13 protein-coding genes are annotated in these 12,347 nt (G+C 50.5%); 7 read left to right on the top strand and 6 right to left on the bottom strand.

What is annotated here, in order from left to right; translation table 11 throughout:
- Window positions 1-105: 105 nt before the first annotated feature.
- Window positions 106-630, top strand: a complete 525-nt coding sequence (locus IV54_RS01925) for a GNAT family N-acetyltransferase (RefSeq protein ID WP_057877716.1) — start codon at window positions 106-108, stop codon at window positions 628-630.
- Window positions 631-940: 310 nt separating this feature from the next.
- Here the strand turns inward: IV54_RS01925 and IV54_RS01920 are convergent, their stop codons facing one another.
- Window positions 941-1,942: a 2-hydroxyacid dehydrogenase gene (locus IV54_RS01920; protein ID WP_057877715.1), complete on the bottom strand. Its 1,002-nt coding sequence runs from the start codon at window positions 1,940-1,942 to the stop codon at window positions 941-943.
- Window positions 1,943-1,966: 24 nt separating this feature from the next.
- A complete protein-coding gene (locus tag IV54_RS01915) occupies window positions 1,967-3,040 on the bottom strand; it encodes an AEC family transporter (protein WP_057877714.1) in 1,074 nt (357 codons plus the stop codon).
- Between the two features lie 884 nt (window positions 3,041-3,924).
- On the opposite strand from IV54_RS01915, the gene IV54_RS01910 reads away from it, so the two are divergent.
- Window positions 3,925-5,577 (top strand): peptide ABC transporter substrate-binding protein, encoded by a 1,653-nt coding sequence (locus IV54_RS01910; protein ID WP_057877713.1) that lies wholly within the window; start codon window positions 3,925-3,927, stop codon window positions 5,575-5,577.
- Between the two features lie 140 nt (window positions 5,578-5,717).
- Here the strand turns inward: IV54_RS01910 and IV54_RS01905 are convergent, their stop codons facing one another.
- Together IV54_RS01905 and IV54_RS01900 are read right to left on the bottom strand one after the other, a co-directional pair.
- A complete protein-coding gene (locus IV54_RS01905) occupies window positions 5,718-6,269 on the bottom strand; it encodes a phosphoribosyltransferase family protein (protein WP_057877712.1) in 552 nt (183 codons plus the stop codon).
- A 3-nt stretch (window positions 6,270-6,272) separates the two neighbouring features.
- Window positions 6,273-7,349 carry a hypothetical protein gene (locus tag IV54_RS01900; protein WP_057877711.1) on the bottom strand — a complete coding sequence of 359 codons (1,077 nt, stop codon included), beginning with the start codon at window positions 7,347-7,349 and terminating at the stop codon, window positions 6,273-6,275.
- Window positions 7,350-7,639: 290 nt separating this feature from the next.
- On the opposite strand from IV54_RS01900, the gene IV54_RS01895 reads away from it, so the two are divergent.
- The 5 genes from IV54_RS01895 (at window position 7,640) to IV54_RS01875 (ending at window position 11,359) form a co-directional block, all read left to right on the top strand.
- Window positions 7,640-8,056, top strand: coding sequence for a MerR family transcriptional regulator (locus IV54_RS01895; protein ID WP_057877710.1), 417 nt, complete (start codon window positions 7,640-7,642; stop codon window positions 8,054-8,056).
- Window positions 8,057-8,194: 138 nt separating this feature from the next.
- Window positions 8,195-9,445, top strand: a complete 1,251-nt coding sequence (locus tag IV54_RS01890; RefSeq protein ID WP_057877709.1) for an MFS transporter — start codon at window positions 8,195-8,197, stop codon at window positions 9,443-9,445.
- A 123-nt stretch (window positions 9,446-9,568) separates the two neighbouring features.
- On the top strand, window positions 9,569-10,135 hold the full coding sequence (locus IV54_RS01885; protein WP_057877708.1) for a TetR/AcrR family transcriptional regulator: 567 nt from the start codon (window positions 9,569-9,571) through the stop codon (window positions 10,133-10,135).
- Window positions 10,136-10,211: 76 nt separating this feature from the next.
- A complete protein-coding gene (locus tag IV54_RS01880; RefSeq protein WP_057877707.1) occupies window positions 10,212-10,895 on the top strand; it encodes a DUF4097 family beta strand repeat-containing protein in 684 nt (227 codons plus the stop codon).
- Window positions 10,896-10,993: 98 nt separating this feature from the next.
- Window positions 10,994-11,359 (top strand): hypothetical protein, encoded by a 366-nt coding sequence (locus IV54_RS01875; RefSeq protein WP_057877706.1) that lies wholly within the window; start codon window positions 10,994-10,996, stop codon window positions 11,357-11,359.
- A gap of 117 nt (window positions 11,360-11,476) precedes the next feature.
- On the opposite strand, the gene IV54_RS01870 is transcribed toward IV54_RS01875, so the two are convergent.
- Window positions 11,477-11,737: a hypothetical protein gene (locus tag IV54_RS01870; RefSeq protein ID WP_057877705.1), complete on the bottom strand. Its 261-nt coding sequence runs from the start codon at window positions 11,735-11,737 to the stop codon at window positions 11,477-11,479.
- 23 nt (window positions 11,738-11,760) lie between these two features.
- Window positions 11,761-12,135 carry a winged helix-turn-helix transcriptional regulator gene (locus IV54_RS01865; protein ID WP_057877704.1) on the bottom strand — a complete coding sequence of 125 codons (375 nt, stop codon included), beginning with the start codon at window positions 12,133-12,135 and terminating at the stop codon, window positions 11,761-11,763.
- Window positions 12,136-12,347: the final 212 nt, after the last annotated feature.

The following is a 12,347-nucleotide window of genomic DNA, read 5'->3' as shown; positions in this document are numbered from 1 at the left end:
CCCGGCCGTCAGACCTTTTTTACTATCATACACTGTTTCCAACCCATCTTCGCGATTAAAAATGTGGTATTCTAACAAAGTAATCTTTTCTAAGGAGGTCATCATTTGAGTCTAATTTTTATCAAACGTGCGACACGCCGCGATCTCTCAACGATTATGGCGTTGATTGACCACGCCAAGGAACAATTAAAAGCCGCGGGCAGTCCCCAGTGGCAAGACGGTTATCCCGATCTGGCAACCCTCACCGCAGATGTCGATGCTCAGCACTGCTGGCTTTTAGATGTCGACGGTCAGGTGGCCGGTACGGCAACCATGATCATCGGCGACGACCCCAACTACCAACACATCGAGGATGGGCAGTGGCAGAACAACCAAGAGCCCTACGCCACCATTCACCGCATTGCGATCGGCCCCGGTTTCCGCGGCCAGCACCTGAGCCATTATTTCTTTTCTAATTTAATCAGTGCCGCTTACCGAGAAGGCGTTCGTAATTTCCGGGTGGACACTCATCAGCAAAACCAACAGATGCAGGCAATTGCCACCACCTTTGGTTACAAGTATCGCGGTACCATCTACGTTGACGACGGCCCTAACGGTGCCCGCCGCGCTTACGAACTGAACTTGGATTAATGCTCTCCGCCTTCAGTGGTCAGGAGGCCATCCTATTGGGACCGTCCGAAGCCAAAGAGCGGTCTTCGAACTCGACCTCAAGCCCCACACAATCCGTGGGTCTCGAGGTCGTCCCGTGCTGTAAGGCCGACAAACCACGACCTAACACCACTGTCACAGGATGGCCCCCTGACCACCTACGGCTAAGGCAACATTAAAAATCCAGTTTGTCCTATTTATTTGTGAGTTAATTAGGTTCGAATAGCCGCTAGACATAAAATAAGAACCTCCCAACCCATTCAACCGGGTCGGGAGGTTCTTTTCGTTGCTGTTAAATACTAATTGCGTTGCTGGTCTTCCCCGTTGTCAGGTGATCGTGGAAGTTTTGATAGCTGACGCTGATCATGTCCTGCAATGCTGGTTCCGTATACGATCCCATGTGGGGCGTAATCAACACTTGCGGGTACCGGGCCAAGAGTTGTTGAACTTGGTCATTCGGCACATCGCTAATCTGAGCGAATTTCTTGCCGAGAATTTCACCCTCGTTCAAGATCACATCAGCGCCGTAACCCGTGAGTTTACCGGTATCCAGGCCTTGAAGAATGGCCGGAATATCCGCTAACTCACCTCTGGCGGTGTTGACAAGCACGGCACCCGGCTTCATCTGTTCGATGAATTTGGCATCGATGAGGTTCTCATTCTTGCCAGGGAAGTAAGGCACGTGGACCGACACGATGTCGGATTGCGCCAACATGGTTGGCAGATCACACAGCGTCACCGTCTCCTTGGCGGCTGGGCTGGGGTAAGGATCGTAGGCCACGACATTTGCCCCGAGGCCTTGATACAGCTTAGCTTCCGTCAATCCAATCCGGCCAACACCCATGATCCCCACGGTTGCGGTGTGAATTTCCTTGCTAAACAAGTCGGTCCCCACGGTAAAGTTGGCCTGATGCGTCCGATCTACGGCTAGATTGACGTGCCGGAAGAGGTTCATCCCCATGGTCAGAGCCAATTCGGCGACGGCAAATGGCGAGTAGGCTGGGACCCGCGCCATGGCAATCCCCAGGTCACTGGCAGCTTGCAAATCCATGTGGTTATAGCCGACGGTCCGGGTGAACACCATTTTAATGCCCCAGTCCGCAAACTTCTGTAGGTTTTGACGGTCGACAACACAGTTGCCCCGTACCAGGACCCCGTCAGCCCCCTTAGAAGCGTCGACATTGTCGTGCGTTAACATTTCCGGTACGTAGGTCATGTCAAAGCCAAACTGGTTGAGACGGTCGAAATAGGGTTCCTCGATGGGCCGAACCCCGTAAGACGTAATTTTTACCATAATCGAAAAACACTCCTTTTTGGACTAGTGGAAGACACCTAAGCCGTTCAAGACCTCCATGACAGCGATCCAGATCGGCATCATCACAACGGCCGCAATCGTCGAGATAAACGACGCGTTGGAAGATAAGACGGCCTCACGATCAAAGCTGATCGCATAGGCGGAAGCCACGGCAGCGGTTGGTGTGGCCATCATGACCACAATCGTCGCAACAGCCACATAGCTCAGGGAAAGAATTCCCGTGACGTTTAACAGATATAAAATGACTAAGTTCAATAATGGCACAATAATAACCTTGTTGAAGGCGTAGTACCATGGGGTCTTGTCGGCAGCGGCATCCTTGAAGGAAATGGAACCCAAGGTAACCCCGATTGACAACCAAGCCAGTGGTGACGCCAGGTTAGCCAAGTAACTCAGTGGCTTGTAGAGCCAGAGGGCCGTTTGGTCAATCCGGTAGAAGGCTACCGCGGCAACCCCGGTCGTCTGGACCCCATTGACCGCAACGGGTACCGTGACTTGTGGCACTAAGTGTTGACCCAGCCACATGAACAGCCCTAAGAAGGTGGCGATGACAATTGGATTCAGGAACATCTTCTTGACGTTCTTGGCTTCCATCTTCAAGCCAGACATCTTAATGTAGGCGTAGGAATACAGGAAGATCCGGTACCCAATGTTGAAGATAGAACTATACATAACCCCTTTGGCCCCGTAAACGGCCCCAACGATTGGAATTCCGAAGAACGTGGTCGACCCGAAGGTGGTCAGAATTGCCAGCACATCACGTTGTTCTTTGACGTAGCGCTGGTAAAGAAATGGCGTAACGAATATAAGGAGAATATAGATGATAATCCCCCAAACCAACACACCCATCCCTTGCTTAAAGGCATCTCCGTTCATCGGTTGCATGAAGGAATTAAATGCCAGTGCAGGAATGGCGACAGTCAAGACAACCTTTGTTAATACTTTCCCAAAGTTTTCCCCAAAGGTCCCTCTGCGTCGCAGGTAAAACCCTAACAGAATAATGAATACAGTTGAGGTAATCGAACTAATAATTGCAGCGTTGGTAAAGGTCGTCGTGACGGCTTTCATGACTCCCATAATAATGCCCCCTATTGATAGAATTGGTACAGTATCTATAGTACACTTTTTCGCGGCATTGCGGGCTTTTTACTACTCGTAAGGAAGGTGAATTGTTGGAATAATTAAGTTGGATAAATCAGTCTGTAATTCTGAATATATATTGATAATCTCTCGATTTTTATTCAAATATGTTTGCCGTTGCGCCGCGATAGCTCCCTCTGTAGGTTATTCAATTCGTTCAAAATTTATCAAGTTACGTTGCCAGACTATGTTATCTTATACACAAGTGATTACCCCAAAATGCCGATTTATCGACCTTAAAAAAGTTCACACTTTATAACTACTTACCGCCACAATTACCTGATATTCTAGCCGAACCGACGCCCCCGCCTTTATTCCAGCGATTACCTAAATTAACTCGTTCTTTTTTGAATAAAAAACCATCTCAGAAAAAAACTATATCAATGGGATTATGCATTTACCGTATAATCAAATTCCCCACCAATCATTCTACTATATGCCCACAAGCCCCGTCACACCGCGGTTTAGCTTTTTGAAATTTCTGGTTGACAAAGCGAAATTGCGCGACTATTATTAGAGCCAAGTTAGAAATATACAGGAACGCATTACCAGGAAGAGTAGTCGTACCCGCTAAGACGCAGAGACCACCGGTAGCTGAAAAGGTGGCTTACAACGGTATAACGAAGATGAGCCTGGTTGCTAGTAGTCGGTGCAAGCTGCCTACCCGGATTGAAGCACGTTACCGCTTCCGACTTTTGGCAACAGAAGTTACGGAGGCACTGGGCGTGAGTTCAGTGTAAATCAAGGTGGTACCGCGAGTAAATCGTCCTTATGTTTAAGCATAAGGACGATTTTTTTAAACTTCAGAGGAGATGTTTAGGATGCACCAAAAACACGCAATTTACACGATTTTAACCCTGTCAGCACTCAGTCTTGTCACCCTCGCGGGATGCGGTAACCAGTCCACCGCCGCCGGCCACAGTGGCCAGTACGCCGCCAATCAAGTCTTGAATTGGACTGAATCTTCAGACCTGGCCTCCGCCGACCTATCCAAGGCCACGGATACGCTGAGTTTCACCGTTTTGCAGAACACCCAGGAGGGTCTCTACCGCCTAAATGATAAGGGAACCCCGGCCAACGCCTTAGCCACCTCGACCAAGCTAACCGATGGCGGAAAGACTTATACCTTTAACCTTCGCCACGGCGTAAAGTGGAGTAACGGCGACCCCCTGACGGCCAAGGACTTCGTCTATTCCTGGCAAAGAACGGTTGACCCCAAGACTGCCTCGCAAGATGCCTTCTACCTCTTCCCCGTGAAGAACGCCGAAGCCATCAACCAGGGCAAGCAACCCCTAAAAAACCTGGGGATTAAGGCCACTGGCAAATACAAACTGACGGTCTCACTGACGCGTCCTGTCTCGTATTTCAAGAAACTCTTGGCTTGGCCGCTCTTCTACCCGATTAACCAAAATGCTGTGAACAAATACGGCAAACGCTACGGGACCAGCTCCGCCACCATTGTTTCCGACGGGCCTTACCGCCTGACCAAGTGGAGCGGCACATCCGGCACCTGGACACTGGCCAAGAACCCCACTTACTGGGACAAGTCCCACGTGCACCTCACCAAGATTAACGAAGTCGTCACCAAGAGCCCGACAACCAGCTACAACCTCTTCAATGCTCAGAAGACCGATGAAACCCTGCTCAGTGGCCAACAGGTTAAGAATAATTTGAACAATGAGAACTTCGTCAAACGCCTCCCATCCGGCACGCAACGCCTGGATTTGAACACCAAGAAGGTTCCAGCCTTCAAGAACCTTGACGTACGGCGGGCCTTCTCACTAGCCATCAACCGACAAGATCTGGTCAAGAACGTCCTACAAGACGGCTCCGTCGCCTCAAATGGCTTCGTGCCATCCGGCATGGGTAACAACCCTAAGACCGGTCAGGCATTCAACCAGGAGGCAGTCGTTTCCAGCGCCACGAGCTACGATCTCGCGCAAGCTAAAAAACTGCTGGCCAAGGGTCTCAAGCAGACCAAAGACAAGTCGCTGGACGTAACCTTGTCAGTGTCCGACACGGACTCCTCCAAACAGACTGCCGAGTTCCTACAGAGTTCCCTTCAGAAGCTACCCGGGGTCAAAATTAATATCAAGACAGTTCCTTACGTTCAGTTGATGACCCAGCAGGACAACGGGGACTATGACCTGACCATGAGCGGCTGGCAATCCGTCTTTGCCGACCCGATTAACTTCCTAGAAGTCTTCGAGTCCGACTCAACGTTCAACACCACCGGCTGGAAGAATTCACAATTTGACCAACTCCTGGATCACGCCGAGAACCGTGATGGTAACCAGCCCAACAAACGTTGGTCCGAATTAGTTCAAGCAGAAAAGATTTTGATGAACGACCAAGGCACGATTCCCCTGTACCAAGGCGCCAAGTCACAACTCCTGCGGAAGAACGTCAAAAACATCAACTACAACCCCGCTGGTGTTCCTTATGACTTCAAGACGACCTACATCGCCAAGTAAGCCCAGATAGTAACTGTACTTATATAGAAGAAACTTGTTTAATAGCTTCAAAGATAATGGGACCGTGCGACTGTGCACGGCCCCATTTTTAAGCTAATAATAATCCCCCAACTTGCCGATCAAGTCGGGGGATTGTAGGTTTAATCGGTAATCGGAAACAGTGGTAATTCTGCCAAATAGTGAATGTCGGTCCGGTCGACCGCATCCCCCTCCGCCAGAATAGCAACTTGGCTGACAACAGTGGCCCCGGCGCGTTCAATCAGCGTCTTAGCGGCCTGAAGCGACCCCCCACTGCTGATCACGTCGTCCACGATGACCACCTTCTTGGCAACCAAGCGATCGGCATCCGTTCCGTCGAGGACCAGTTGTTGCGGCGCGCTGGTCGTGATCGCCGATACCGGCACCGTTTGTGGGGCACGCATATAGTCCTTGACGCTCTTGCGCAGCACCACGTACTGTGCGTGATTGGTACAACGACTGAGTTCCTGAGCTAGCGGAATACCCTTGCTCTCCAGGGTTACCAGGTAATCGAAGTCCGTGGGTACCCGTTTAGCCAGTTCACTTGCGGCATAGTCGGTGAGTTCGGCGTCACCCAGCAACACGAATGAGGCAATCGCTAGTGTATCGCTGATAGGCATGATCGGCAATTGCCGCGTCAGTGGCCCCACCTGTAGTTCAAAGTATTTTTGCATGACTTAGACCCCCAATCCCAGAAGTGGCAAAATAAATTTCAAAACGGCACCCGTCAAAAGACCCGCGAACGGATCGGCTACTGCGGTAATCACCAGTGTAATGGCCGCGATGGTTCCCGTCGGTCCTTGTAAGGCAGTGGTGGCGTTAACGGGGAAGATCACGACGGTTCCCAAGATGAACAGGAACCCCGCGATAGAGGCACTTGGCACGTACTTTCCCAGCTTGGGCAACCAACCCAGCGCCAGAATAGCGGCCATGATGAGCATCATCATGATTCCCGCCACGACTGGTTCCGGAGCGCTCCCGGTCGCCGAGATAATGGCTTCCACCGGCGCCCCACCTAAGAGACTGGTTCCCATATCTGCCACGGACTGAGTGATCGTCAAGAGGTTCAAGTTTACCGGATTGGGTTTGATTCCCGTCATCTGTCCGGTGATCAGCCCGTAGGAGATGTTGGCGCCAACGTTTAAACACGCCAGGCTCAACGCCCCGCGAACCACCCGCACATTCACCGTCGGCTTGGTGAAGACAAAGCGCCGCGCAGTCACGTGTTCCGGTAATTCCACGCGGTAGTGTTCGATGAAGACGGCGGCTAGGCTGGACCCAACCACAGAAATCACGATCGTCCACACTAAGTCCTTGCTAATCAGGTAGGTCGCCGCCGCTAGTCCGACGGAAACCCAGCCCGTAAGTCGTTCCTTCTTGGCCATGCCCAGGGCAATCTTGGCAAGCATCAGACCCACCCCGGCCATCATCCCCGCCATGATCCCGTTACCGAGGACGTCGACGATCTTGGTCAGTGTCCCCGTCACCCCGATCAGCAGCATCACGATCGACCCACCAAGAATGATAGATGTTCGTTCACGTAAGTCACGCCCCAGACTCCCGGTTAAGGCCAGCGACTCCGCTTGAAACGAGAGCGGTGCGACGGCCCCAAAGGCCCCGTTGACCGCGGATGCAAATAGAAATGAAAACATTGTTGGAAAAATAGCAAACCCTAACGACATCGCCATGATCCCTTGTGGAATGCCGTTTAATACAACTCCGATGGCTGCTAACAGATCGGCTAGCCAATGCATAGACTTATCCCCCACTTCAATTATCTTGATATTCGTCTTTCAATCAACATCATACGGGATGCCGCCGGTATAGTCCATGATTATTACCCGTTAGACGAACATTCAGTATAATTTTGCTTATTAAATTCGCATGTGTTTAATGTGACGAATCTTCTGACCGCAAATTCGTTCAGGCCCCACAACATTCCTAAAATCAGGGCCAAATCCTTGCGGCAACGGGGACTTTACCGTATGCTAGGACTACTTACCTTCGTGTTAGACGAAGGTCTGCGTTTAAGGAGGATCTCAACTTGACTTATACCATCCACGAAGTTGCCGAAAAGCTCGGCATCTCGACCTATAGTATCCGTTACTACAACGATCACGGGATGTTACCGTTCGTTCAACGCGATGCCAACAACAACCGTATTTTCCACGACACCGACCTCGAATGGTTGAGCATGATCGTTTGCCTCCGTGAGACGGGGATGTCCGTGAAGGCCATCAAACACTATCAGGATCTGATTCAAGAGGGCGACGACACGATCAACGAGCGCTACGCCATGATGTGCGCCCAACAGGAACAAACCTTGGCCGAAATTGCCGACTTGAAGAAACATCTGGACACCATCAACTACAAGGTCGCCCACTATGCCAGCATTCTTGAAAACAATGAACCCGATAGTTTCGTGCCATCCAACCTGCGAACAGAAGCGGTTGGCAAATAATCCGTCATTGCATTTAGACCGGGGACGCGTTCCCTGGTCTTTTTTGTCGGCCAAATAAACAGCCACTGTATCTTGATCCCCCTTAACTAGCATGCTAATATAAATTATCCGACGAACATTTTATTAGGGGGGTTATATATGACCCAAACACTGCCGCATTGGCGGCGCAACATCTACCTGTTTCTAACCAGTCAGTTTCTCTCTGGTATCACCAGTATGGTGGTCCAATACGCCATCATCTGGTACCTTACCAAACGGACGGGATCGGCGTCGGTCCTTAGTTTTGCCACCTTGTTGGGGATGATTCCCATGGTGGTTCTCAGTCCCTTTGTCGGCCCCTTCGTCGATCGGCTCAATAAGAAACTCCTATTGATTGTACCGGACGTCGTCGCTGCCATTTTTGCCATTATTCTTTCCATCTCCGGGACCGTTCAGAGTCACTTCCCCCTGTGGTTAGTCTTCGTCTCCCTGTTCGTCCGGGCGGTCGCCCAGACCTTCCAGATGCCAACCGTTCAAGCCATCATGCCGACCATGATTCCGGCGGACCAGTTGACCAAGCTTAACGGTCAGCTGGGCATGGTTCAATCGGCCAATATGATTATCGCCCCCGCCCTGGGAGCCTTCCTATTCGCCCTCATCCCCATTAATTATCTGATTCTGTTGGATGTGGTCGGCGCGATCATTGGGATCAGCATTCTCTGGGCTGTGCGGATTCCCGAACACCCCGTCATCGACGACCCCGTTCACGTTCTCAGCGATGCCAAATTTGGTCTGACCCAACTCCGCAATACCCGTGGGCTGTGGGCCATCACCTTACTCGGTGCCTTCTTCACCCTGTTCTTTATGCCGGCTGCCAGTCTCTATCCCCTGATGACCATGGGCTACTTCCATGGCACCGTGGGTCAGGCTGGGCTCATCGAAGTCGTCTTTTCAGGGGGCATGCTGGCCGGTGGTGCCATCATTGGACTCTTCGGTAACTGGCAGGATCGCATGAAACCCATTATCTGGTCCACGATTGTCCTCGGGATCGCGTTCGGTGCTGGTGGATTTTTACCTGGAAACCAGCGTGGCTTTATCTGGTTCGTGGCGCTCAACGCAGTGGCAGGCATCATGGGGCCCTTCTTTAACACCCTCCTGATGGCGATAATCCAACAATCCTTCCCACCCGCTGAACTTGGCCGGGTTCTCGGCGTTTTAAATTCAATCATGAGCCTCACCGGTCCGATCGGTTTAATCTTTGCCGGTCACCTCGCCGATAGCATTGGCGTCCAAAAACTCTTCATCATCGGGGGTGTCGGTGCCCTGTTCTGTGGCGTGATGATGGGACTCATGCCCACTGTGCGTAGCGACGATCAACGGCTTCAAATTAAGCTTAAACAACAGAATTAATCACAACCCGGCTGCCGTAAGCAACCGGGTTTTTCATTGCCCGTCACCATCACGAAAGGTCATGGCTTGACAAAATAAACGAATCGTTATAATATTCATTCATTATCAAAGGAGCGAATGACGATGGACGATAAAGAACGACGGTTAGCCAACAGTGCTCACGATCTCTTCTTGCAACAAGGTTTTAAGCATACCAGCATTGCACAGATCGCCCGGCACGCCGATGTGGCCGTGGGGACCTTCTACAATTTCTACGCGTCCAAAGACGATATCTTTGTCCGCATCTACAACGCCGAAAATGAACGGGTCAAGGCAGAAATATTGAAACGCGTCGACCTCACTGGCGACCCCGCTACTGTGGTAAAAACGGTGGTTCAGGAGATCTTCACCTGTTCGGCCGATAATCAAATTCTCCAAGAGTGGTTCACCAACCCCAAGCTCAACAATATTATCGCGCAGACGAATCAGTCCGCCGTCGAAGAAAGCCTGGTCTACGCCACTCTGATGAAACTCATCGACCAGTGGCGGCAAACGGGAAAGCTGAAGGACGACCTGGATCAGGACCGCATCATCAGTCTCTTCAATGCCCTCACGGTACTCGATTTCCACCAGAGTGAGATTCAAACCGACAGCTACTATCAACTGCTTAACGACCTCATCGCTAGCATTCTCTTGTTTATCCTAAAATAGCCGTTTCGGTTATTTTTTTAAATCAAAAATGAATGAATCTTTAAAAGGTTCATTCAAATTAAAGGAGTCTTCAACCATGAAAAAATTCTTCCTCATCCTCACTATCATTATTCTTGTCCTCATCGCTGGGATCATCGGGATCACCGCCAGCCAGCGACGCTTCACCGTAACGACCGGGCGTCTCGAACGGCTAACCAACCAAACCCTACCACTGACGACCCAACCCCGACAATTACACCTGGCCGTCCGTACGGCGCAAGTGACAATTCGGACGGGTTCTACACCGGCCATCACTCTCAATCAAGTTGCCAAATCCCAATACAAGGTGGAAGCAACAGCCGATCGTCTCAGCATCACCGAACCCTTGGCTCATCAGCACCAATTAGCGATTGGCCACACCCCAACTATCACGATTACCCTCCCAACTGATCAGGTGGATCGCCTACAAATTAACCAGCTTAACGGTACACTGAAGCTACATGCGCTGACCATTAACACGGTCCAGATCACCCACCAGAATGGCACAACTACCGCCGACCACTTGACCGTTCGTCAAGGCGGCTCCCTCATCAAACGCAATGGGGCCACGACGCTCACCGATCTCATCACCCAAGGCCTCCAGGTTTCCGTCAAGACCGGACAAGCCAAGCTCAACGGCCAGCGTGTCGCTAGCAATCACCAATCCTACCATCAGGCTGGGCAACACCCGCTCATCATTCGCAGCGGCAACGGCCAGGTAAAGCTAACCACGGCGGAATAAGTAAGCTTAATGACCGACTGACAGCAAATCACATTTGATTTCTTTACTTCCTAACCGTTTAGGCTAAACTAAACAATTAACGGAAAGAAGGACTCGACATGGATCAAAATGTGACAACAATCAAACGCTATTTTGAGCTATCAGACTTGGCATCGCATGACTCTCAGGCACTCCGTGACATCGTTGGCCTCTTTTCCAGCAAGGCCGTCGTTGAAGGGGCTAATGGGTTTATCGCGGATAATCCAACTAAGGTGGCCACCTTCTTTGACCACTTTTTCAAAGACAATCAAGACTTACGCCATCTTTGTCAGGTCATTACCGGTCCGGCTGCCAATTATACCGCCGAATGGGCCGTTGCCGGTCGCAAGAAAAGTGGTCAGCTGTTTGCGCTTCATGGCTTTGACACCTATCGTTTCGATGAAAACCAGCAAATCTGTTTCTTGCAGGTCAAAATCCGCCCTTAACTGGCACATCCAGACTAACTGTAACTGAAAAAGAGGTCTTAGAAATCATCAGCTCCTGATTTCTAAGACCTCTTTAAGCACATAAAAGTTAAAACTCTTCATTTCAATTTTAAAAGTCTATTCCGCAATACAAGCCTGAATGGCCCGTAACACCGGTCGTAAACTTTCGCCTTCGGCCGTCAGACACCAGCGCCAATGTTTCACATGAAACATTATCAGGTGGTGTTGCCACAATCGCCACAACTCACGCCATGATCCCAGCAAAAGAAGTTGATCACTCGTGGCTGGGCCAGTTGCTAACCGTAACAACAGACGCCACTGTGTCGGTGACGTCACCATCCGTTGGGTGCGTTGCATCCCTGAAATTCTGGTTTCCATGGGTATCCCCACTTTCGTTGGCCTTAGAGCGTCTCTAAGAGATGGTTGAACCCCGCGTGGTCATTTTCAATCTCCACGTTTGGCAGTTCATTGGCCCGCTGCTCACCCCAGAGGGACATCTGGAGGAGAATCTTCCCCAACGACCGACCCGTCTCTGTCAGACTGTAAACCACCTTGAATGGGGCCCGATCACCCAAGACCTGCCGATCAATAATGCCATCATCCTCTAGTTCCCGAAGCTGTTGCGTCAACACCTTCTGCGAAATATCAGGTAGCATCCGCCGTAAATCACAGGTCCGCTGTGGCTGAACGCTCAAGTGGCATAGTAACTGGGGCTTCCATTTCCCGCTAATCACAGCTAGTGTGGCCTCGACTCCTAAATGATATGTTTTCTTCATTCTGCGGACCCTCCTCAATAGTTTTACCCATTGTACACGGTAAATAACTTTTTGGGTAGTAGGTACCTTTTGGTAACCATCAACTCATTGACGACATCATCAGCCCTTCATTTTAAAATTAATTATTATTAATGATTATTATATTAATAATTAAATCCCTCGATTTAAAATTGAAGTGCAACACCTGCTCTACTAGACCAGTTCTTTATTCA

It is taken from the genome of Levilactobacillus paucivorans (assembly GCF_001437125.1).
Classification (GTDB): domain Bacteria; phylum Bacillota; class Bacilli; order Lactobacillales; family Lactobacillaceae; genus Levilactobacillus; species Levilactobacillus paucivorans.
Note: the sequence above shows the minus strand (reverse complement) of the source record. Positions and strands in the feature narration are given on the sequence as shown.